General features: G+C 60.5%; 18 protein-coding genes. 8 read left to right on the forward strand and 10 right to left on the reverse strand.

What is annotated here, in order from left to right; all coding sequences use genetic code 11:
* Window positions 1-5 precede the first annotated feature (5 nt).
* From AO356_RS28110 to AO356_RS28130, 5 genes are all read left to right on the forward strand, one after another.
* Window positions 6-995: a YVTN family beta-propeller repeat protein gene (locus tag AO356_RS28110; RefSeq protein ID WP_060742603.1), complete on the forward strand. Its 990-nt coding sequence runs from the start codon at window positions 6-8 to the stop codon at window positions 993-995.
* The gene (locus AO356_RS28115) at window positions 992-1723 is read left to right on the forward strand and encodes an ABC transporter ATP-binding protein (protein WP_060742604.1); all 732 of its coding nucleotides are present in this window, start codon (window positions 992-994) and stop codon (window positions 1721-1723) included. The genes AO356_RS28110 and AO356_RS28115 overlap by 4 nt, the downstream gene beginning before the upstream one ends.
* Window positions 1720-2511: an ABC transporter permease gene (locus AO356_RS28120; RefSeq protein ID WP_060742605.1), complete on the forward strand. Its 792-nt coding sequence runs from the start codon at window positions 1720-1722 to the stop codon at window positions 2509-2511. The genes AO356_RS28115 and AO356_RS28120 overlap by 4 nt, the downstream gene beginning before the upstream one ends.
* Window positions 2512-2770: 259 nt before the next feature.
* A complete protein-coding gene (locus AO356_RS28125) occupies window positions 2771-3304 on the forward strand; it encodes a PQQ-dependent catabolism-associated CXXCW motif protein (protein WP_060742606.1) in 534 nt (177 codons plus the stop codon).
* Between the two features lie 60 nt (window positions 3305-3364).
* Window positions 3365-4030, forward strand: a complete 666-nt coding sequence (locus AO356_RS28130; protein WP_060742607.1) for a response regulator transcription factor — start codon at window positions 3365-3367, stop codon at window positions 4028-4030.
* Window positions 4031-4195: 165 nt separating this feature from the next.
* Here the strand turns inward: AO356_RS28130 and nahK are convergent, their stop codons facing one another.
* The 9 genes from nahK to AO356_RS28175 form a co-directional block, all read right to left on the reverse strand.
* Complete coding sequence (nahK, locus tag AO356_RS28135; protein ID WP_081015441.1) at window positions 4196-6835, reverse strand: hybrid sensor histidine kinase/response regulator NahK/ErcS'; 2640 nt, start codon at window positions 6833-6835, stop codon at window positions 4196-4198.
* A complete protein-coding gene (nosP, locus tag AO356_RS28140; RefSeq protein ID WP_060742609.1) occupies window positions 6765-7928 on the reverse strand; it encodes a nitric oxide-sensing protein NosP in 1164 nt (387 codons plus the stop codon). The genes nahK and nosP overlap by 71 nt, the downstream gene beginning before the upstream one ends.
* A gap of 179 nt (window positions 7929-8107) precedes the next feature.
* Window positions 8108-8635: a nitrous oxide reductase accessory protein NosL gene (locus AO356_RS28145; protein WP_060742610.1), complete on the reverse strand. Its 528-nt coding sequence runs from the start codon at window positions 8633-8635 to the stop codon at window positions 8108-8110.
* Between the two features lie 31 nt (window positions 8636-8666).
* Window positions 8667-9497 carry an ABC transporter permease gene (locus AO356_RS28150; RefSeq protein WP_060742611.1) on the reverse strand — a complete coding sequence of 277 codons (831 nt, stop codon included), beginning with the start codon at window positions 9495-9497 and terminating at the stop codon, window positions 8667-8669.
* A complete protein-coding gene (locus tag AO356_RS28155) occupies window positions 9494-10411 on the reverse strand; it encodes an ABC transporter ATP-binding protein (RefSeq protein ID WP_060742612.1) in 918 nt (305 codons plus the stop codon). Before AO356_RS28155 ends, AO356_RS28150 begins: the two co-directional genes overlap by 4 nt.
* On the reverse strand, window positions 10408-11718 hold the full coding sequence (locus tag AO356_RS28160) for a nitrous oxide reductase family maturation protein NosD (protein ID WP_060742613.1): 1311 nt from the start codon (window positions 11716-11718) through the stop codon (window positions 10408-10410). Before AO356_RS28160 ends, AO356_RS28155 begins: the two co-directional genes overlap by 4 nt.
* 26 nt (window positions 11719-11744) lie before the next feature.
* Window positions 11745-13664 (reverse strand): TAT-dependent nitrous-oxide reductase, encoded by a 1920-nt coding sequence (gene nosZ, locus AO356_RS28165; RefSeq protein ID WP_060742614.1) that lies wholly within the window; start codon window positions 13662-13664, stop codon window positions 11745-11747.
* 53 nt (window positions 13665-13717) lie between these two features.
* Window positions 13718-15868 (reverse strand): transcriptional regulator NosR, encoded by a 2151-nt coding sequence (nosR, locus tag AO356_RS28170; protein ID WP_060742615.1) that lies wholly within the window; start codon window positions 15866-15868, stop codon window positions 13718-13720.
* A 212-nt stretch (window positions 15869-16080) separates the two neighbouring features.
* Window positions 16081-17559 (reverse strand): hypothetical protein, encoded by a 1479-nt coding sequence (locus AO356_RS28175; protein WP_060742616.1) that lies wholly within the window; start codon window positions 17557-17559, stop codon window positions 16081-16083.
* 194 nt (window positions 17560-17753) lie between these two features.
* On the opposite strand from AO356_RS28175, the gene AO356_RS28180 reads away from it, so the two are divergent.
* Together AO356_RS28180 and AO356_RS28185 are read left to right on the forward strand one after the other, a co-directional pair.
* Window positions 17754-20411 carry an excinuclease ABC subunit UvrA gene (locus tag AO356_RS28180; RefSeq protein WP_060742617.1) on the forward strand — a complete coding sequence of 886 codons (2658 nt, stop codon included), beginning with the start codon at window positions 17754-17756 and terminating at the stop codon, window positions 20409-20411.
* Between the two features lie 388 nt (window positions 20412-20799).
* Window positions 20800-21528: a helix-turn-helix transcriptional regulator gene (locus AO356_RS28185; RefSeq protein WP_060742618.1), complete on the forward strand. Its 729-nt coding sequence runs from the start codon at window positions 20800-20802 to the stop codon at window positions 21526-21528.
* A 76-nt stretch (window positions 21529-21604) separates the two neighbouring features.
* On the opposite strand, the gene AO356_RS28190 is transcribed toward AO356_RS28185, so the two are convergent.
* Window positions 21605-22204, reverse strand: a complete 600-nt coding sequence (locus AO356_RS28190) for a LysE family translocator (RefSeq protein ID WP_060742619.1) — start codon at window positions 22202-22204, stop codon at window positions 21605-21607.
* Window positions 22205-22829: 625 nt separating this feature from the next.
* Here AO356_RS28190 and AO356_RS28195 point away from each other — a divergent pair.
* A complete protein-coding gene (locus tag AO356_RS28195; protein ID WP_060742620.1) occupies window positions 22830-23603 on the forward strand; it encodes an acyl-homoserine-lactone synthase in 774 nt (257 codons plus the stop codon).
* The last annotated feature ends 23 nt before the right edge of the window (window positions 23604-23626 follow it).

The following is a 23626-nucleotide window of genomic DNA, read 5'->3' on the forward strand; positions in this document are numbered from 1 at the left end:
TCGCCATGCGCCGCCCGCTGTTCAAACCGGCCCTGCTCTGCCAAGTCCTTGCCCTGGGTGCTGTTCTGCTGGCTGCCGGTCCTGCCGCTGCCAGCATCGCCTGGGTCTCCAACGAAAAAGACAACAGCCTGAGCCTGATCGACATGCAGAGCCTGGAAGTCATCGAGACCTTACCCGTGGGCCAGCGCCCCCGGGGGCTGCTGCTGTCCCATGACAATCGCTTGCTCTACATCTGCGCCAGCGACTCGGACCGGGTCCAGGTGATGGACGTCGCCACCCGCAAGATCATCAAGGAGCTACCCTCCGGCAAGGACCCGGAGCAGTTCGCCCTGCACCCCAACGACCGCTGGCTGTATGTCTCCAACGAAGACGATGCCCTGGTCACGGTGATCGACACCCAGACCTCCGAAGTGCTGGCCCAGATCGGCGTGGGGGTAGAGCCCGAAGGCATGGCCGTCAGCCCCGACGGCAAGTGGGCGGTCAACACCAGTGAAACCACGAACATGCTGCACTGGATCGACACCAGCACCCAGACCCTGGCCGACAACACCCTGGTGGACCAACGGCCACGTTTCGTCGAGTTCAATCGCGACGGAACGCAGCTCTGGGCCTCGGCGGAGATCGGCGGCACGTTGACCGTGCTCGACGTCGCCACGCGCCAGGTGCTCAAGACCCTGACGTTCCAGATCAAGGGCGTGCATCCGGACAAGGTGCAGCCGGTGGGCATCAAGCTCAGCGCCGACGGCAAGCTGGCGTTCGTCGCCCTGGGCCCCGCCAACCATGTGGCGGTGATCGACGCCAAGACCTTCGAAGTGCTGGATTACCTGCTCGTGGGCCGGCGCGTCTGGCAACTGGCGTTCACCCCGGACCAGAAGCAACTGCTGGCGACTAACGGCGTCAGCGGCGATGTCTCGGTGATCGATGTAGCGAGCCGCAAAGTCCTGAAGTCGGTGAAAGTCGGGCGCTACCCTTGGGGCGTGGTGGTCACGCCATGAACGCCCTGGAAGTCAGCGACCTGAGCTTTGCCTATGGCCCACGCGAAGCCCTCAAACAGATGAATCTCAGCCTGTCCGCCGGCCGTTTCGCCGCGCTGCTGGGGCCCAACGGCGCCGGCAAGTCGACGCTGATCGCCCTGCTCACGCGCCTGTACGACCTGCAACGGGGTGATATCCGCGTCGGCGGCCACTCCTTGCACAAGTCGCCACGACCGGCCTTGCGCCAGTTGGGCGTGGTGTTCCAACAAAGCACCCTGGACCTGGACCTGAGCATCGAACAGAACCTGCGCTATCACCTGGCGCTGCATGGTTTTTCGCGGCGCCAAGGCAGCGCCCGCATCGAAGCCGAACTGACCCGCCAGCACCTGACCGAGCGCCGCCACGAGCGGGTGCGCGACCTCAATGGCGGCCATCGACGCCGGGTGGAAATCGCCCGCGCCCTGCTCCATGAGCCGCGCCTGTTATTGCTGGACGAACCCAGCGTCGGTCTCGACCCGGCCAGCCGCCTTGCCCTCGGCCTGCACGTTCGGCAACTGTGCAGCGAACAGGGCATCAGCGTGCTCTGGACCACTCATCTGCTGGACGAAGTGCAACCCAGCGACGACCTGTTGATCGTGCACCAGGGCCGCCTGGTCGCCAGCGGCCAGGCCGACGCGGTGAGCCTGGAACACGGTGGCACCCTCGGCTCGGCCTTCAGCCATTTGACCGCCTCGGGAGTCCGGCCATGAACGCCTACTGGCACTGTTTCAGCGGCATCGTGGTCCGCGAATGGCTGCGCTTCGTGCTGCAACGCACCCGGCTGCTCAGCGCCCTGGTCCGGCCACTGCTGTGGCTGCTGGTGTTCGCCGCCGGCTTTCGCGCGGCACTGGGCATCGCCATCATCGCGCCCTATGACACCTACATTCCCTACGAGGTGTACATCGTGCCGGGGTTGGCCTGCATGATCCTGTTGTTCAACGGCATGCAGGGCTCGCTGTCGATGGTCTACGACCGGGAAATGGGCAGCATGCGCGTCCTGCTCACCAGCCCCCTGCCCCGGGCTTTCCTGCTGGCGAGCAAGTTGCTGGCGACCTCGCTGATCTCGCTGTTACAGGTCTATGCGTTTCTCGCCATCGCCTGGCTGTACGGCATCCAGCCACCGACCATGGGCCTGCTGCTGGCCTTGCCAGCCTTGCTACTGGTGGCCCTGATGCTCAGCGCCCTGGGCTTGTTGCTGTCCAACGCCATCCGGCAACTGGAGAACTTTGCCGGGGTGATGAATTTTGTGATCTTCCCGATGTTCTTCCTGTCCTCGGCGCTGTACCCACTGTGGAAAATGCAGGAAGCCAGCCCCTGGCTGTACTGGCTCTGCGCAGTGAGCCCGTTCACCCATGGCGTGGAATTGGTGCGCTTTGCGCTGTATGAGCAGTTCAACCTCCTGGCGATGGCGGTGTGCGTGGGGTTGACCCTGGTGTTCGCGCTGCTGGCGGTGTGGACGTTCAATCCGCAGCATGCGGCGTTGCGCAAGGCCAATTGATCCTGCCGATAACGATCCTCTTGGAAGAAAGCTTTTGTGGGAGCTGAGCTTGCTCGCGATGACGGTGGATCAGCTTGCAACGATGCTGATTGTGCCGCAGCCATCGCGAGCAAGCTCGGCTCCCACAGGGTTAACTGTCGTCCTCATCCTTGCAGGCATCCAAAATTACTACTTTAGTACCGGTTTTCCTGTCTATGGTCGCATTCACAAGACCTCGACCCTGGCATGTAATGGGCGCATAACAAAAAGGATAAATCCTATGCCCCGTTTGCTGGCGATCCTCTTGCTGGGCCTGGCGCTGAATGTCGCCCAGGCCGAGACCGCGCTGTTTTCCGCGCAGGGCTACCGCATCGCCCAATACCGCAGCCCGACGCCCGTCACCGTCGACGGCGCCCAGACTCTCGACACCCAGGCCCTGCAACGCCTGCTCGGCCAAGCCTCGCCCCCGCTGCTGATTGACGTCTATCGTCGTCCGTGGGTCCAAGGGCGCTTCATCGACAACGAGCCCCACGCCAACCTTCCCGGCAGCTTGTGGCTGGCCAATACCGGTGATGGCGATCTCGACCCGACCTGGCAGGACTACTTCAGCCATCACCTGCGCACGGCCACCGGCGGGCGGCGGGATCTACCGCTGGTCTTTTATTGCCGCGCCGATTGCTGGTTGAGCTGGAACGCGGTAAAACGCGCCGCTGCCATGGGCTATAAGCAAGTGTACTGGTATCGCGATGGCCTCGATGCCTGGGAGGCGGCCAACCTGCCCCTGCAAGCGGCTCGCCCCGAACCCTTTCCCTGATTTTGCAAAGAAATGCGTGCAACTGCCCTGCCCCACACGACAATAACGAGGTGAATGGCCATGTATAAAATCCTGATAGCCGACGATCACCCACTGTTTCGCGAAGCCATCCACAACGTCATCAGCGACGGTTTTCCTGGCAGCGAGGTCATGGAGACCGCCGACCTGGACAGTGCCCTGGCATTGACCGCCGAGCACGACGACCTGGACCTGATCCTGCTGGACCTGAACATGCCCGGCATGCATGGGCTCAATGGCCTGATCAACCTGCGCAACGAGGCACCGACCATTCCCGTGGTGATCGTCTCCGCCGAGCAGGACAAGCAAGTGGTGTTGCAGGCCATCACCTATGGCGCGGTGGGTTTCATCACCAAATCCTCGCCACGCTCGCAGATGACCGACGCCATCGAGCAGATCCTCAACGGCAACGTGTACCTACCGCCGGACATCATCCGCACGCAAAAGAGCCCGGTGGGCCGACGCTTGAACGAAAACCCGGCCTTCCCGCCGGAACTGCTCCAGGCCTTGACCCGCAAGCAACTGCTGGTGCTCGAACGCATGACCAAGGGCGAGTCGAACAAGCAGATCGCCTACACCCTGGATATCGCCGAAACCACGGTCAAGGCCCACGTCTCGGCGATCCTGCGCAAGCTCAATGTGCACAACCGGGTGCAGGCGATCCTCAGTGCCGGGGATATTGATTTCGGGGCTTATTTGCGGCGTTGATCATCAGGGCATGACAATCCTGTGGCGAGGGAGCTTGCTCCCGCTGGGCTGCACAGCAGCCCCGATCAGGCTGACTCAATGAGCCTGACACACTGAGGTGCCGGGCTTTTGGGGCTGCTTCGCAGCCCAGCGGGAGCAAGCTCCCTCGCCACAACAGTGTTTGGCTCAAGATCGGGGGGGATTCAGCAGATGACTCATCGCAATCTTGAGCTTCATCGGCCGCACCGGCTTGTGCATCAGGGTGTGCCCGCGCTCGCGGATCTGCTGCTTGAGTTCGTTGCTGTAGTTGGCGGTGATCATCATGGCCGGGATCGGTGAAGCCCGGCGGGCGTTGATCCGGGCCACGGCATCGACGCCGTTCTGATCGTGGTCCAGGTGATAGTCGGCGATCAGCAGGTCCGCCTCGGCGTGGTAGTTGTCCACCTGGCGGGCCAGGTCCTGTTCCGACAGCGCGGTCACCACCCGACACCCCCAGCCTTCCAGCAAGGTGCGCATGCCGGCGCAAATCGCCGCGTCGTTATCCAGCACCCAGACCCGTGCCCCGCGCAGTCGTTCGAGCATTGGCTCGCTCATGTCCAGGCACGGCAACGGCTTGGGCGCGGTGGCGCTCAGCGGCACGTCGATGGCGAACATCGAGCCCTTGCCCGGCCAGGAGCGCACCTGGATCCGGTGTCCGAGGATCCCGGCAATTTTCTCGACAATCGCCAGGCCCAGGCCCAACCCACGGTCCTGGTTCGGGCGCTGCACGTCGCCGCGCTTGAACTCCTGGAATATTTCCTCCAGGCGGTTCTCGGCGATGCCGATGCCGCTGTCCCAGACCTGGATCGACACGCGCTGGCGATGTCGGCGACAGCCCAGCACCACTCGCCCGCTGGGGGTGTAGCGAATGGCATTGCTCAGCAGGTTACGCAGGATCCGCGCGAGCAGTTGCATGTCGCTGCGCACCAGCACCGAACAGCCGACAAAGTGCAGTTCCAACCCTTCGCTGCGGGCGATCTGGGCGTATTCGGCGGCCAGGTTGTCCAGCAACTCACTGAGGCCGAACGGCGCGACATCGGCCTTGATCACCCCGGCGTCCAGCTTGGAGATGTCCACCAGGGTGCCCAACAGGTTCTCCACGTCCTCCAGCGAATTGCTGACGTTGCGCACCAGTTGCGTGTTGGCGACCGGCTCGCGGCGCTCAAGCAAGGCACTGGTGAACAACCGGGCAGCGTTGAGCGGTTGCAGCAGGTCATGGCTGACCGCCGCGAGGAATTTGGTCTTGGACAGGTTGGCCTGCTCGGCCTCGCGCTTGGCCTCCCGCAGGCGCAATTCCACCCGGCTGCGCTCGTCGATTTCGCGCAGCAACTGGTCATTGAGCGTGGTCAGTTCGGCGGTGCGTTCCTGGACCCGCTGTTCCAGGTTCTGGTAAGCCTGGTGCAAGGCTTCGGCGGTGCGACGGCGTTCAGTGATGTCGCGGATCAGCACGAAAATCCCGACCACTTCGCCGTTGGCCAAACGGTTCGGCACGTAGGAGCGCAGCATGTAGCGCTCCTGGTTGTTGATGTTGGTCTCGGCGAATTCGAACGTCACGCTCTCACCCGCCAACGCCCGGGCCACGTAGGCTTCCAGGCGTTGGTAATGTTGCTCGCTATGGGCTTCGCGCAGGCTCTGGCCGAGCATCACGCCACGGGGCCAGCAATACCATTGCTCGTAGACCTTATTGGTGAACTCGTAGACCAGGTCGGCGTTGAGGTAAGCGATCAGCGCCGGCACATGGTCGGTGATCAGGCGGATCCAGCGCTCGCTTTCGCTCAACGCCTCGGCGTGCTGGTAGCGCTCGGTGATGTCGGTGAAGGTGTTGACGTAGCCACCAGTGGGCAACGGATGCGTGCGAATCTCCAGCACCCGGCCATCGGACAGGCGCTGCTCGCATTCGTGGATCAGCCGGCCGTTGCTGTCGCGACTGGCCGGGGTCAGCAGTTGCAACTCACTGTCGGCAATCACTTCGTTGAACGGCCGGTGGGCCGCCACCGGCGCCAGGCCGCTGAGTTCGAGGAAGCGCCGGTTCCACAGCTCCAGCACGCCTTGGGCATTGACCATCGCCACGCCCTGGGACAGGTTGTCCACCGCCCGCTGCAACAGATGGGATTTCTGCGCGATGGCCTGCTCGCGGCGCACGGTTTCGCTGAGCTTGACGTCGGTGATGTCGGTAAACAGGATCACCCGCCCGCCTTCCTGGGTCGGTCGCTCGCTGACTTGCAGCCAACGCCCGTTCTGCAAACGATACAACACGTGCTCGTCGGCCTGGCCCCGGGGTTCTTCGCTGAACAGGCCGTTGGCGGTCATCAGGCGCTTGACCTCGGACAGACGCATGCCGGCGATGATCCGTACCCGGCTGTTGGCCCAGAAGGCCTTGAAGCGGCTGTTGAACAGGACGATGCGTTGCTGCTCGTCGAACAGCACAAACGCGTCGGAGATGCTTTCGATGGCATCGATCAGGTGTCGATGGGCGGTTTCCGCCCGCAGCCGCGCCTCGCCCAGCAAGTGATTGCCGGCCTTGAGTTCGGCCATGGCCTGGTTCAGGGCATCGGTGCGCTCACGTACCTGCTCGGCCAGCACCACCGAGTGTTGGAATGCCGCATAGGGGTCGTTGCCCCGGGTGACGCCGGACTCCACCCGCTCGATCAGCGCCTCGTTGATGCGCCGCAATTTGCGGTTTTCGTGCTGCAGGCTGGCGAGCTGAGCCTGTAGGTCAGCGATGGCCGGGGACGCGATGTCGGGCAATGGCAACTCCGGTGAACGTCTGGTTGATGTGCATGCCATTGAACTGTTCTCCATAGGTGTTGAACCCCATCACCCGTTGTTCCCGCAGGAACTGGCCGATCTGCTCCAGGCCGCCACGATCTTCCAACTCCAGGCGCCGGAGGAAGCAATCGCAGCCGATGGTCAGCAACAAGTCGCCAAGGCGCGCCTGCAAACCGTCGAACAGCGTTTGCAGGTTGTGCAGCAAGGGACCGGGGGTCATCGCGGTGAGGACAATGCCGTTCTCCACCGCACAGTAGAAACTCAGGCTCAAGTCCGGGTGCACCTGCTGGATCGCCCGCACGTAGTACTGGTCATTGATGCGCACGGCCAAGGGATGGGCGGCGAACACCCGGTAGTCGAGCGCGCTCACCGGTACCCCGATGTGCCGGGCATACTCCTCGGCGGCGGGTTCGGCGTTGAGCTCATAGACCCGTCGCGAGGCGCTGTCCGCACCGGTCACTACCAGTTTCTCCTGGCGGGGCAGGATGTGATGGGTGGTGAAGACTTCGAATTCCAGCCAGGTGTTGATCAGCACCACCACGGCCGCGCCACTGTGGAATTGGCCTTCGAAGTAGACGTGGGTGTGGGTCAGGTAATTGTCATCGCCGGCCGAACCGCCGAAATGCGGGATGTCCCCCAGGGCGGCGCTCAAGGCCGCCAGCACCATTTCCTCGCGGCTGGACAAGCCATCGAGCAGGGTCAAGGCGAAACTATGGCCCTTGATCGGCGCCAAGGCGTTGCTGCGACAACCGCTGGCCAGGCGCTCGACCATTTGCTGGGCGTCGATCAGGCTGAAGTGCTCCATTTCCCCGATCAGCTCGGCGGCAATGGAAAAGTGTCGGTGATCGAAACCCACCGCCGTCACACAGTTGCGGCCGTAGCCCTGGGGGGTGATTTCCCCGGCACTGGTGCAACCCACCAGGCGAATCCCGCCGAAACTCTGGGACAGCGCCTGGCCCAGGGCCGGCAAGTCGTATTCGGCGGAACAGAAAAACAGCACGAACCCCAGGTGCGGGTGCAACAACTGCCGCGCCAGCGCCTGGGCCACCTGCTGGACATCGCTTGCCTGGGACATGGCGCTCACCACACCTTCGCTCTGGGCCTGCTGCATCGTCGCCTCCGGCGGGTGCGTGATAGGAGCCCTGAGTGTACGAAGCCGCACCGAGTCGACGAATGCTACTTGGGTAGTGGGTGGACGCTTCCATGGGATGAGGTTGATGCGCAATGTGGCGAGGGAGCTTGCTCCCTCGCCACAAAGGTGGTTCGGCATACAAGCAACATTGCCCGATATCAGTGACTCATCGACGACATCGCGCTCGCCTGCCCCAGCAGTTTCTGGTCGATGTCTTCCAGGCGCAGCACCCGACCGCCGCTATCGCTGGCGAGTTTGTGTGCCGCCTGGGGATCGGAGAACGAGGCCAGTACCACGCCCATGGCGCCTTTGAGCCCACTGCCGATGACGAAGTAGGCGGTGCGGGCGTCAATCAGGTGAGCGTCATCCGGCGTATCCCAATGGCTGCGGCCCATGTCATGGACATACAGCTTGACGTCGGCCCGATGGTTTTCCGGTTGCAGCCACCAGCCCAGCATCTCCGCCGGCGAGCAGAACTTCTTCACGCCCCCTGCCCCGACTGCCGCGCCCTTGGGCCCGGGAAAGTCAGTGATGACCATGCCGCACACATGGCACTCGTCACTGGGATGGAACGCCAGCGCCGCCTCGCTGACCGCAGGTGGCTCGGCCTTGTCGCAAGCTGCCAGCGCCAGGCATACCAGTAACCCGGCCAAGAGACGGCCCGCCTTGAAGGACACCCTGTTCATCGTTGCATGCTCCCTTGTTCAAGTTTAGAAATCATGGGCACCGGCGATTGAACAACCGGTAGGCCAGCCACAGCGGGACCGCCATCCACAGGCCCAGGCACAACCAGAGCCAAGGCCCCGACACCGGCAGGTCGCTGCCCAGGGTCAGCACCGCGGCACCGCTGGACGCCGCATCGAACCCGGACAGGTTGATCAGCCGATAGACGTCGGTAGGGTTGAACAGCAGCAGCCATGGCAGCAGCTCCGGGCTGAATCGCCCCTCGCTCAGCACCAGCAGCGCCAGCAACGCCAGGTCGAACACCAGCACGAAGAAAAACCACACCCCCAGCGCCAATCCGGCGGCGGTCGATTTCTCTGCCGACAGGCTGCTCAGCACATAAGCCAGCCCGAGGAAAACCCAGCCCAGCAATGTGCTGGACAACATGAACCGACCGAAGGCCCAGAGCAGCAGGCTCAACTGGACGTCGTCCACCAACAGGGCGATGGCCAGCATGGCGCAGCCAAAACCGATGAAGGTGGCCAGGGCCAGGATCAGGCCATGGCCGACAAACTTGCCCAGCAGCAATTGACCGCGCCCCAACGGGTAGGTCAGCAACAGCAGCAAGGTGCCGTTCTCGTCCTCACCGACAATCGCGTCGTAGGCCAGCAGCAAGGCAATCAGCGGCATCAGGAACGTCGCCAGGCTGGACAGGCTCGCCACCGTGGCGGGCACCGAGGTAAACCCCAGTTGACCGGACGCCGCCGCGCCGAGCCAGGCGATACCGATCGCCAGCACCGCGAATAGCAGGCTGATCGCCAACAACCAGCGATTGCGCAGGCCATCGCTGAATTCCTTGCGGGCCATGTTCCAGACCGGGTTCATAGGCTGGCCTCCTCGGCTGCGGCACGGAGCATGTAATGCCGGTACAAATCCTCCAGCGACGGCGGCTTGATCTCGACATCCGACGGGTCATCCTGGGCCAGTAACTGACGTAGCAGTTTAAGTTTGCTGCCGTCCGGCGCGGACACTTGCACCCCTTCGGCGCCCCACCCTTGGGTGGCGTGCCCTTCACTGCGCCAATGCTGGCGAAGCCAGTCGGCCCGCGACAGGCCCGAGGCACGGATCAGCGTCGGCAACCCGGCGTCCTCCCGCAGCCGGGCCAGGCTGCCCAAGGCCAACAGACGCCCCTGGGTGAGAATCGCGGCGCGGTTGATGTGAGCTTCCACGCCAGGCAAGACGTGGGAGCAGAGGATGATGCTGGTGCCCTGCCAACGCAGGCGGTCGAGCAGTTGATAGAGGTCCTGGGTGGCGATGGGGTCCAGGCCCACGGTCGGTTCGTCCAGCAATAACAGGCGCGGTTGGCCGAGCAGCGCCTGGGCCAGACCGAGACGCTGGCGCATGCCCTTGGAATACGTTTTCACGCGCCGTGTCGCGGCACCCGCCAGCCCGACCTCTTCCAGCAAACGCGCCACTTGCTCCGGGGCAGCACCTTTGAGCCGGGCAAAATGGCGCAAGGTTTCCAACCCGCTCAATTGCGGGTAAAACATGACGTTCTCGGGCAGGTAACCGAGCATCTGCCGCACGCTCGGGTCGCTGGGCGCGCGACCGAAGACACGAACCTCGCCCTCGCTGGCCCGCAGCAAACCTAGGATCAACTTCATGGTGGTGGTCTTGCCCGCGCCGTTGTGCCCGAACAGCCCGAGCACCTCGCCCTGGGCCAGGTTCAAGTCCAGCCCGCGCAGCACGGCGACATCACCATAGCGCTGGCTGACCCCTTCGATCTCGACGACGTTCAAGACGCGTCCTCCTCGGCACTGTTGCGTGGCGGGGGCTGGACAGGGGTTTCCATCAGCGGATGACTGTCCATCACCCCGGGGGATTTCATCACCGGGAAAGCCCGCTGTACCCAGCGCAGCAGTTCGATTCCCGGACTGTTCATCAACAGCCGCACCTGGGGATACAGCCACAGCAGGCGATCCACGTTGTCGTTGGGTTCATAGGCCACATCGCCCAGGCCGTCGCCGTTGCGATCCCAACCCAGGTAGTCGCTCCAGTAATTGCCGCGCCCGTCCGCCGACCACTCCTGCAACCGCGTGGCCACGTATTTGACCTGGCGCTGGTTGTGGACGAAGGCATTGCCGGCGATGCGGTTGTCCTCGGAGCCGGCCGTCAGATGGATGCCCACGGCGCTGCGCTCGAAATGATTGCCTTCGATGCGGTTGAACAACGAGTTGTAAATGAACAGGGCCTTGCCCTCGGCGCCGGTGATCATGGTGTCGCCGGTGGACCCGTCGCGCACGTCGCTGACGAAGTTGTCACGCAGGGTGGAATAGGTGATGTAGTTCATCAGGATCCCGTAGTTCTGGTCCTGTTCGGAGCGATTGCCGATGACCGTCAGCTGGCGGCTTTGCATCAAGGCATAACCGGTGCGGGTACGCCGGGTGACGTTGTCCAGCAGGCGGTTATCGTTGGCGAACATGTAATGCACGCCGTAGCGCAAATCTTCCAGGACATTGCCCTGGAGCAGGTTGCCGCTGGAGGTATCGATGTAAATGCCATCGCGGGTTTCGCGCACCTGATTGCCGATGACCCGGGCACCGTGCACGGCATAGAGATGGATGCCGTTGCCCCGGTCCTGGGAGCGCAGGCTGGGGTCGCCCTGGATGCGGTTGTCGATCAGGCTGACGTCCCGCGTGCCATCGACCCAGATACCGAAGCCTTGGCCCTGCATCCGGCTCCCGCGCACCACGGCGCCTTTTGCCCCAGGCTGGATGAACACGGCGGCATTCATGGCCGTGAGGTCGTGGCCCCAGTCCAGGAAGGTACAGCCCTGGACCTGGACGTTCGGGGCGCGAATGATCAACCCATTGCCCTCGCCCCGCCCCTGGAATATCGCATCCGGCGCACAGGTAAGGGTCATGGGTTGGTCGATGCTGAACGAGCCCCGGTACTGGCCCGCAGGCAGGCGCCATTGCTGGTCGCCTCCGGCCTGCAGAGGTAAATCGGTGATCGGCTGCGGCGCGCCGAACGCGCCGCCCGGTAACAGGCAAAGCAGCAGCGCAATGACCGGTTGGCGGGCGTGTTGCGGCTTTTTCCCGGTCATTGCACCTGCCTCCTTGTTGAGCCGAATCAGGCCTTTTCAACCAACATGCGCCCGACCATTTCCATGTGCAGGGCGTGGCAGAACCAACTGCAGTAGTACCAGTGCAAGCCAGCCTTATCGGCGGTGAAGGTGATGGATGAGGTCTGTTGCGGGCTGATCTCCATGCTCACACCGTGGTTGGTCATGACAAAGCCATGGCTGACGTCCTCGATCTGGTCGATGTTGGTGATCGTCACCGTCACCTCGTTACCCTGCTTGACGGTGAATTCCGTCAGGCCATAGGCCGGCGCCATCGAGGTCATGTACACCCGGACCTTGTTGCCGTCGCGGATGACCTTGTTGTCGGTTTCCAGGTTGATGCCGTCTTTCTTCGCCAACTCCACGGTGCCGGCAAAGAACGGATCGTTGCGGTTCCAGATTTTCTGGGTCTTGATCTGGTCGCGCCGCGCAAGAATGCAGTCATGGGGTTCGGCGAAGGCCGGGCCGTCGTGCACCAGCTTCATTTCTTCACCGGAAATGTCGATCAACTGATCGTTCTCCGGGTGCAATGGCCCGGTGGGCAGGAAGCGATCCTTGGAGAACTTGCACAACACCACCAGCCACTTGCCGTCCGCCTCGCTGGTTTCGGTGAGGGACGCGTGGTTGTGGCCGGGCTGGTACTGAACGTCGAGTTTCTGCTTGATGTAATTGACCTTCTCGCCCTTGTAGGCGCGAATGGCCTCGTCCATGCTCCACTTCACCACCTGGCTGTCGATGAACAAGGTGGTGTAGGCGTTGCCGCGCCCGTCGAAGGTGGTGTGCAACGGCCCCAGTCCCAGTTCCGGTTCGGCGACGATCACTTCGCGCGGGTCCTTGAAACGGTCGGCGAACAAATCGTCCAGGCGGTCGATGGCGATCATCGAGACCGTGGGCGACAGCTTGCCATTGGCGATGAAGTATTTGCCGTCCGACGAGGTATTGAGCCCGTGGGGGTTCTTCGGCACGGGAATGTAGCGGGTAAACTCGGAGTCCTTGCCATCGGTCTTGCGGCCATCGACCACCGGCACCTTGGAGCCGTCCAGGTGGATGAACTTGCCAGCCTTGATCGCCGCCTCGATCCGTGGGATGTTGAACACCACCACCCAGTCGCGCTCGTTGCGCATCATGCCGCCCAGGTCATAGGCCTTCTCCGAGTTGTAGCAGGTACTGGCGGCGTACTTGCCGGTGTAGTCGGCGTCGGAGTTATCCAGGTTGCCGTCGACGATCACCTGGAACGCCATTTCCATCTTCTCGGCATCGATGGCGTTGAACATCGTGAAGCTGTTTTTGTCTTGCAGGTCGAAGGTATGGCCGTCATTGGGGTGCGGGATCACGAACTCCGCGTTGGCGAACACGTACTTGGTGTAGGGCACCTTCTGCAGACGCAAGCCGTGGATGGCTTGCACGTTGGGCACGGTGAGGATCTTGTCGCACTTCATGATGTCCAGGCGAATGCGCGCGACCCGGGAGTTGGCCTTGTCGTTGATGAACAGGTATTTGCCGTCGTATTTGCCGTCGGTCATGGAGATGTGCGGGTGGTGGCAGTCGCCATTCTGGTACTTGGCGCTGTCACCGAGGATGCGCTTGCTCTCGTTGGTCAGGCCCCAACCGGTGGCCGAATCGACGTTGAACACCGGGATGCGCATCAGCTCGCGCATCGATGGCACGCCCAGCACCCGCACCTCGCCCTGATGGCCGCCACTCCAGAAACCGTAATACTCATCGAGTTCACCGGGGCCGACGTGGATCTTGGACTTGGCTTCCTTGGCCGCCGCAGCCCAGGACTCACGGGTGAACGTTCCGGCCCCCAGCGCCGTCGCGCCGGCCAGCACCGCCCCCGTTACCGCTCCGGTGCCGAGAAAACTGCGCCGGCTGACACCCCGGGGTTCTTCTACCGCGTCAGGGGTTTGGTCTTTTTTGTCGCTCATGCTGTGTGCTCCATGAAGAATGAAACGGTCAAGGGACAGGCCATTGGGGTGCCTCAAGGCGCCGGGTTCACCTGCACCACGGGAATCAGTTGCGCATCGGTCACGGTCGCCCTGCCGCGTTTCTTGCGCTTGTTGATCAGCGGCGGGCATTTGTTTTCGTTGTGCCAGGTCATCTGGCAGTCGAGGCAGTAATGGCATTCGTTGGCATTGATCCGGCCATCGGGATGAATCGCCTGGATCTCGCATTCCTTGGCGCACAGTTGGCAGGGGTTGCCACACTCCTTGCGGCGCTTGAGCCAGTCGAACAGCCGCAACCGGGTCGGCATCGCCAGGGCCGCGCCCAGCGGGCAGACGTAGCGGCAATAGACTTTGCGGGTAAACAGGTTGATCAGCAGCAGGCCCACTGCGTAGGCCACGAACCACCACTGGCGGTCGAACTTGAGGGTGATGGCGGTCTTGAACGGCTCCACTTCGGCCAGTCGCTCGGCGGTGGCCATCGACTCCAGCGAGACGCCAAACAGCACCAGCAAAATGATGTATTTGATCGCCCACAGTCGCTCATGAACGGCGAACGGCAGCTCGTATTGGGGCACCTTGAGCTTGCGCGCCAGTTCGTTGATCAACTCCTGCAACGCGCCGAACGGACACAGCCAGCCGCAGAACACCCCGCGTCCCCACAACAGGATGCTGCCGGCGGTGAACACCCAGAGAATGAAGATCAGTGGATCGGTGAGGAACAGCTCCCAGCGAAAGCCTTCGAACAGTGCGTGGACGAAGGTCAGTACATTGACCACCGACAACTGCGCCAGCCCATAGCCCCCCAGGAACACCACGGTGAACAGCAGGTAACCGCGGCGAACCCAGTGCAGCAGCTTGGGCCGCCGGGCCAGTGAGTCCTGGAAAAACAGGATGGCCGTCAGCACCAGCAAGGCTGTGCCAAGCACGCTGATTTCGACACCTTTCTGGTACCAGAGCGTCAGCCACATCGGCCGGCTGGCCTCCTCGGCGGCTGCCAGTTGCTCGGCGGTGGGCAATGGCCGTTCCAGGTACGGTTCGGGCAATTGATAGGCCAACTCGAAGCTGCTGAAGGTACCGCTGACCGGGCCGGTCTGGCGGCGCACCAGCAGCTCCAGGTTCCAGGGCGAGCCGGGGTCGAAACGGTGGGAGGCGCGGATGATGAAAATCGCCATTTCATCGAAGTCCGGCATGTCGTCGAGGGCCACATCATCGAGGCGCTGGAAATCCAGGTCGCGAAAGCTGATGGTGTCGCCCGATTGGCGCAACTGCACCCGGTCGAAAATACCGCCACGCACGTATCCCGAGCCCTTGAAGGAATAACGCCCGCTGCCCATCACTGCGATGGCCTGTTCGCCCGGCTTGAGCTCGGCCATCAGCGTGCGGTATTGCGCCTCGCCCAGCAGGTTGCGGCCAATGGTGGGAGGGTTGAGGTGGGTGGTGTAGAGGTCGATGAAGGTGTCGTTGGCTTGGTCGCCGCTGGCGGTTTCGACCTGCTCGGCTTCAGTGCCCTTGAAGGACGCATCGACCTGGCCGCGGGTGAGGTGCAGGCGACGAATAGCGCCGTTGCCGGTCAGGGTCTTCCAGTCGGCGGGCTCGTAGATATCCGCGCGCACGCGCGCCGGCGCCACGGCCAACCCTGCATCACTCTTGACCAGGCCCAGGGACACCGCAACATCGTGGGCGGCGCGCATGATCACTTCGTTGACCACCATCGCCGTCACGGTCGCGCCGGCGATCGCATCGACAGTCACCGCATTCGGGTCGCTGGAATGGCCCACCACCACCCGCTGGTTGACCTTGATGCCGCTGTAGCGCGCACTGAACGCGTGGAGTTTTTCTTCGGCGATGCCGATCAGCAGAATCGGTTCGTGGTGTTCCAGCACATAGGCGTCGAGGATCACGCCAGCGGGATCGAGAATGACCTGGACATTGATCGGCTTGCCGGAATAAGCGGGAATGTCCACCACATCCAGGCTCTGGAACACATAGCCCACGACCTTGCCGGCGGCGGACAGTTTGCGAACCTTGAAGGAGCCTTCGGGCTCGGAGATCGAGTCGGTCTGGTTCAGGACGTGGTGGATACGCTGTTGCGGGATGTCACCGTAGTCCTTGGCCTGGGCGATTCCGGCGAGTATCAGCAGGAGAACGAACAGCCCGGGAAGCCAGGAGCGGGATGGGTGCAACATCGCAGAGGAACGGGTCATGAGCGCCAGGGCTTGAAGACAGGATCTTGGCGGTCATTGTGGGGGCTGTCCCTGGCTTGGCCCCTTGATTGAAATCAACTTGGAAGACTTAACCCTGAATCCGTGAGCAGACAGATGAAGACATCTTGTGTGGCGAGGGAGCAAGCTCCCTCGCCACACAAGCAGTTCAGCAATGTGTCTGGGACTATCTTTGCTCAGCGCAACCCATAGGAATAGATGCGACCGTCATGATTGTCGTACCAGTTGCCCTTGGCCCAGATCACCCGATCCTGCTCTGCTTGAAAACCGAGGATGCCCAGGTAACCGCCGATGGCGAGGCGCTGCCAGGAGCGGCCCCAATCCTTGGAATAAAACACCCCATCGGCGGAGATGTTCGCGTCCGACCACCAGTAGAGCCAGCGCGGTGGATGGTGATTGCTGGTGGTGTTGATCAGCAGGGTGTTTTGCCCCATCCAGAAATTGCTGCCACGCACCTGGCTATCCGACGCCAATGGCGCGAACACACTGGGCAGGTCGCTCAAGGGTGTCCAGGTCAGCGCGGCGGTATCCAGTTCGGCGACCACATCTTGCCCGCGCTCCCCCTGGTCAATCAGTCCAATCACACGCCCGGCATCGTTCTGTAGCAGCTTGCTCACGAACAAGTTGTCATGGCGCTGCTTGTCCACCACCTGCCACTGCCCTGCCTTGGCCTGCAACCGGGCCCGTGTCGTGACATTGACCGCGATATTGTGGCTGACGCCATCGGGATGGCCACCCCAGAAGCGTTGGGACACCCAGATAAAGGCCGTCTGTGCATCGAGCTGCAGGACATGGGTCTGGATTTCCCCCTGTTCGCCTGCGTTCGTGCCCCAATCAGTGATGTCAGGACGTTTGCCACGGGCGTATTCGGCGGACACCAGCAGCGACTCAGGCGCCATTATCGGCGAGCTGTTCGCACCGCGATCGGCCGAGTAAAAGACGCCGGTGGAAACGGCTGTCGGTTTTTCCTCATCGCTGTCTTCATCCGCCACGTCCGGTGTGCCCACGGCCCAGACTTCATTCGAGCCGTGGAAATAGGGAACCAGGTTCCAGGCCAACGAATCGGCCTCGGGAAACCAACCTTTGGTCAACCAAGTCCAGCGTTGGCCTTGATCATCACTGCGAAGGATCACGGTTTGATCGGGCTCATGGGTATTCGCCGTTTCAGGCCGACGCAGGCCCGTGAGCAGGAATACACTGCTCCCGTCGGGGCTGGTCACAAGACAAGCGGCGCCGCTGACATGGGCCACGAGCTGAAATTGCCCTTGAGCATCCAGACGGGAAATGAAGGAAGTTTCCTTTTCGGCACGAGAGAACAATCGGGCAAAGGTCCCGGGCTCCTCCGTTTCTTCAGCCTCAGCGGGCTTGCCAGAGACCACCGCATCCAGGTCCACGACATCAGCGGACGGTTCAAGCGCCTGGGCCTCTTCCTCCAGGCGCCCCACCAGCCAAGTCCCCTGCGGTGTCACCGTCACGCCCGTGCAATACTGGGTCATCGCGCGCAAGCGGGTATCCTTCACGGCGCCCACTTGCTGCTGATCGGGGCTGTCGCCACCCCACTCCAGCTTGGCACTGGTGATCATCCACATGTACCACAGCGCCGCGCCGGCCAGCAGAGCGACAAACAATCTAGAGAGCAGTTTTGAACGAGGCATGGGGAGGTCCGTATCCGGGGGAAAACTGCGAAGCTTTTCTCATCTCTTTTGTCCGGAGTAAATTTTTATCGCACGAGAATGGACGAAGCCGGTCGCATAATTGTCAACGCTGTGACCCAGCTTCCATTCTCTGCGTGACGCCGCTTCACCTGAAAGCCCCAACGCGTTAAGCAGACGCCCACAAGGAACGCTCCATGCCCGCAAGCTCCGGCCCCGCCACCGTCTCTTCATTGCCGCACGCCACCGGTTTCGTCCGGGTGCGTGGCGCCCGTGAACACAACCTCAAGAATGTCGACGTGGACATCCCTCGCGATGCCCTGGTGGTATTCACTGGCGTGTCGGGTTCCGGCAAGTCGTCGCTGGCCTTCTCCACGCTCTATGCCGAAGCCCAGCGTCGTTACTTCGAATCCGTCGCGCCTTATGCGCGGCGCCTGATCGACCAGGTGGGCGTACCGGACGTGGACAGCATCGAGGGCCTGCCGCCGGCAGTCGCCTTGCAGCAACAACGCGGTACCCCCAGCGCACGTTCATCCGTGGGCAGCGTCACCACCTTGTCGAGCCTGATTCGCATGCTTTACTCCCGCGCCGGCAGCTACCCGGCCGACCAACCCATGCTCTACGCCGAGGACTTCTCGCCCAACACGCCCCAGGGCGCCTGCCAGGAATGCCACGGCCTGGGCCGGGTCTATGAAGTGACCGAAGCCTCCATGGTGCCAGACCCATCTCTGACCATCCGCGAACGCGCCGTGGCTGCCTGGCCCATGGCTTGGCAAGGCCAGAACCTGCGGGACATCCTGGTGACCCTGGGGTATGACGTCGACATCCCGTGGCGCGACCTGCCGAAAAAGCAAAGGGACTGGATTCTCTTCACCGAAGAAACTCCCACCGTTCCCGTCTACGCCGGACTGACGCCGGCCCAGACCCGCGCCGCCCTCAAGCGCAAGCTCGAACCCAGTTACCAAGGCACGTTCAGCGGCGCCCGGCGCTACCTGCTGCACACCTTCATGCATTCCCAAAGTGCCCAGATGCGCAAACGCGTGGCGCAATACATGCGCGCCAGCCCGTGCCCGGTGTGCGAGGGCAAACGCCTCAAGCGCCAGGCGCTGACCGTGACCTTTGCCGGCCTGGACATCGCCGAGCTGTCGCACCTGCCGCTGCTCGAACTGGCCGAGGTGCTCAAGCAGGTCCTGGCGCCCGACTACCTTGCACAGGCCGAAGAAACGGGAGAAGTCCTCAGTCATCGGCAAACCCGCGAGGCCCGTGAGCAGCGCGCCGCCAGGGGCGACAATCCCCATGCGGGCGGGCCCGACGCCCGCCACACACCCAACCTCTCCCTGGAGAAACGGCTGGCTGCCCAACGCATCGCCGCCGAGTTGCTGGAGCGGATCGTCACGCTGATCGACCTGGGCCTTGGCTACCTCGCCCTGGAACGCAGCACGCCGACGCTTTCGTCCGGCGAATTGCAACGCCTGCGCCTGGCGACCCAGCTCAATTCCCAGTTGTTCGGCGTGATCTATGTGCTGGACGAACCCTCCGCCGGCCTTCACCCGGCCGACAGCGAAGCATTGTTTGGCGCCCTGCAACGCCTCAAGGCAGCGGGCAACTCTGTGTTTGTGGTCGAACATGACCTCGATACCATGCGCCGCGCCGACTGGCTCATCGACGTGGGCCCGGACGCAGGTGAACAAGGCGGCAAAGTCCTCTACAGCGGTCCGCCGGCAGGCCTTGGCCAGGTGCCGGAATCACGCACCCGTGCCTATCTTTTTGGCGAAGGAAACACTGCGATACGCAGTCCACGAGCACCCAAAGATTGGCTGCGCCTGGAAGGCATCACCCGCAACAACCTCGACAACCTGAACGCGGCCTTCCCGTTGGGCTGCTTCACCGCCGTCACCGGCATCTCTGGCTCAGGCAAATCCAGCCTCGTCAGCCAAGCCCTGCTGGATCTGGTCGGCGCGCACCTGGGCCAGGCCAGCCCCAACGCCGAACCCGACGAGCAAAGCCTGGAAGACGAACCCGTGCAAACCAGTGTCGGGCGCGTTGTTGCCGGGCTCGATGCGGTCAAGCGGTTGGTCCAAGTGGACCAGAAACCCATTGGCCGTACCCCGCGCTCCAACCTCGCCACTTACACCGGTTTGTTCGACCACGTGCGCAAACTGTTTGCCGCCACAGAACAGGCGCAGGCACTGGGATTCGATGCCGGGCGGTTTTCCTTCAACGTCGCCAAGGGGCGTTGCGAAACCTGCGAAGGTGAAGGCTTCGTCAGCGTGGAGTTGTTGTTCATGCCCAGCGTGTACGCCCCCTGCCCCACCTGCCACGGCGCCCGCTACAACCCACAGACCCTGGAAGTTCGCTGGCAGGGCCTGGACATTTCCCAGGTGTTGCAGCTGACCGTGAACCAGGCACTCGAGGTGTTTGCCGAACAAGCGGCGGCCAGGCGTTCGTTGCAAGTGCTGCAAGATATTGGACTGGGCTACCTGCGCCTGGGGCAACCGGCCACGGAGCTGTCCGGCGGCGAAGCCCAGCGGATCAAGCTGGCGACAGAACTGCAGCGCAAGGCCCGGGGCGCAACCTTGTATGTGTTGGATGAGCCGACCAATGGGCTGCATCCCCAGGACGTGGATCGCTTGCTGGTGCAGTTGAATCGCCTGGTGGAGGAAGGTCATACGGTGGTTGTGGTGGAACATGACATGCGAGTGGTAGCGCAGAGTGACTGGGTCATCGATATCGGCCCGGGGGCTGGCACCCAGGGCGGAAACGTGGTGGTTTGCGGGGCTCCGGAAACGGTGACGAAATGCCAGGAGAGTCGAACGGCAGCCTTCCTGAAAAGGGCTTTGCACGGTGAAAAATAAAGGTTTTTTAATGTTTCTCGCTGTTGCGAAAAAGCTGTCTATACTGTCCTCCAGTTAATCGTTTCAGTAGTCGTAATTAACTACAACCTCAGGGGCAAAGGGCTGAGGTTACACCGGCAAGGACGCAAAATGACATCATCTCAATTGAGAGAGCAGGCATTACACGGCGGCATGAGGGGTAATTATCGCGCCCTGAAGCGAACCCCGATGAACAGGAAAACCCCGCCCGATACTCCAGCCCCTTTCACAGCCCCGATAGCGGTCACAAAGCAGCGTGCGGATGTTGATGGCAACGTTATAAAACTTCCCTCCTCCGCTTGGCGAATATCAAGGTGAAGCCTTTGCTACCTACAGGTATTCACATTAATATTTTTCGAGCGCGACTACTATGCTCAAGCCCATTTCAAGCCAACTGCTCAATTTAATTCAAGAGGTGGAGAATAATATTCCAGGAAAAAGCCACGAAGAGTACACCGAGATACTAGGCTGGATATTCTCGAAACTCGGGCTTGAAAAATTTGCTTATGTTCACTTGGAGCCCATGCCCTTCGACAATTCAAAAGTCTCCATCCACAGCAACTATCCCGCCGAATGGGTGGACACCTACCGCAAGAACTCACTGTACAAATCAGACCCTGTGATGGCCAACACAGCCATTACCGCCATGCCTTTTTTCTGGGATGAAATCCCACAAGAAATCGACAATAATCCGGAAATATTCGATCAATCCGCATCCTATGGCATCAAGCAAGGGTTCACTGTTCCGATTCATGAGCCCGGCAGATCGTTTGGCTCCGTTCACCTATCTTCGGAAGAAAACGATCCCGATTTCCCAACTATTGTCAGGGAGAATATATTCATTATTCAAACGCTCAGCTTCATCGCCAACCAGCACCGCCCGGTTGAGACCGTTGTCGAGAGTACACTCAAGCTATCACCCAGGGAAATTGAATTCCTGCGTTGGCTTGCGCTTGGCAAAAACTATAAGGAGATCGGTTTGATCATGAATATCACCGAGCGAACAGTGAAATTTCATGCCAAGCAAATGACTGAAAAAATGGACTGCACCAATGTCAAGCAAGCCATGTTCAAAGCGGCGCAGTTGAACCTCATCTAAATAACGCTTTGTGTTATTAAATCTTACTTACTGCACCGCCCTGGCACCGCCCGCATTCGACGCCATCAGAGCACAATCAGACGAAATTCACCTGGGATGCGATATTGAAAAGCATGCCACAGGCGAACAACCCAATCACCAGGGAAATGGCTCGATTTAAAAATCGTCCAGATACAATCGCGTGAAATTTTCGACCACAAAAAGCGCCCGCTGCGATCCACACAAGCCCTACCGGAAAAATAATGGCTGTAAATAGCAGAATGAATGACAGCCAATTCTCCAGCGACAGGAATGTGCCCGCCGGCGCAACGAAGGAAACAAAAAACAACCCCTTGGGATTTGTCAGTGTTGCCACAAACAAATCCGGAACGGTAATACCCGCCCTTGCACCAGGCGCATGCTCTTTGACCGAGAACCAAAGCTTCAAGGAAATATAAAATAGAAAACACACAGCAAAGATCTTGGTAGCGATCACCACCCACGAGTGATCGGTCATCAGCAAGTCAATGAACACTCCCCACATCGTCATCTGAATAACGTATGCCAACCATTCAGCTGCAACGAAGCGCATCGAACGCGTGTTGAACCCTCTACTGACACCCGCCTGCAACAACAATGAATTCGTCGGTCCCGGAACCAACAATACGGTCAACAACGAAAACGCAATATAATTCATAGCATCCATCCATATTCAGAAGCCTGTACGGCTCATTTTCAGGGTCAGATCAATCCATCATCTTTCCGCATGACTTCAAGCACAGTGCCATGAAGTCAGCCATTTCAGTCATACGAGGTCAGACAACCAACTTAAATAGAGCAAACACACTAGACCACCATCAATGTGCCACATACTAAAATCCACTCGTCAATCGATATTCCTTGGACGCACAGTCGGGGATCAACCCGCGAAAGAAAGTCACCCTACCCATTGCCAGATGACCGTTTATTTACAGACGCCAGGCTCTATCTGTGCGCGTCAATTTTTTGAACAACCCCATATCAATTGGTTACGAGTGGTATTTTCATGATCGTCAAAAAAACAATAGATCGAGCCTATTTTAACTCATGCAATTCCCCTCGACCAACACCCGTTTGCCACCAGGCCTCACCTATACTTTTTTGGATTCTCGACGATACAAATCCACAACTAACAAGCAAATCAAAAATTATAATCCGCTCACAAAGCCGCACCTACTAAATAGGCTGCACACTCTATAAATCAAAGACTGTACTTTAGGACAGTTGAAATACCGTAGTGCAAAGTCAACAGTAGCTACACCTGCAGCCAAGAAGTCGCATCCATGAACTACTCCCCATGCACCTATGGATTTTCCGGCGTATCCACCAGCATCGTAAGCTACTCAAAAATCCCTCTTAAAACCCTCGAACAAATACTGTCCATTCGCAAACTCGCCTTCATCGATAGAAAGAAGTGGGACATTGAAAGTTATCAAGGCAGCGATTATGAGTGGGATGAATACGACGACCCCGACGCGGTCTATATCTATGCCCATGAAAACGACCGCGTTACCGGCTGTGTTCGACTACGTCCTTCCAGCAAACCCACATTGATGAGCGGCCCCCTGAGCTTTATCCTTCCAACCGAAAAAACCAGACCGCACTTGGGTCACTGTTGGGAAGCCACAAGATTTGCACTTTCAACCAATAATTTCTCCACGGGAAAACTCACCCGAGCTAATGTAGACATTCGCACAGCGGCACTTTTCCTGTCAATGATTAAGTTCGCTCAACAACAAAAAATTCACGCCTATGAAATCGTCGTAGATACCTTGATGGAAAAAATCCTGAAACGGTCTGGCTGGCCAATTGAAAGACTCAATACGGCATTAGGCTCGAAGGGAGAACACATCATCTACGGCACTTTGCCATGCACCTTTAAAACTTACGACGAGGTCCTCAACAAGAATGCCATCAACAGAACAACGGTACTTACCACCCCCCTCATGACACACCGTTCGTCAGATACACTCCATAAATCCTTGGGTACTACCCAGATACTCCCCAATCGAAACATTCCGGCAAAGATACCCATGCACACTGAACTGCAACTTTAATCAAATAATTGGATGTTTTTGGA

Origin of the sequence: Pseudomonas fluorescens (genome assembly GCF_001307275.1) — a bacterium.
Classification (GTDB): domain Bacteria; phylum Pseudomonadota; class Gammaproteobacteria; order Pseudomonadales; family Pseudomonadaceae; genus Aquipseudomonas; species Aquipseudomonas fluorescens_AA.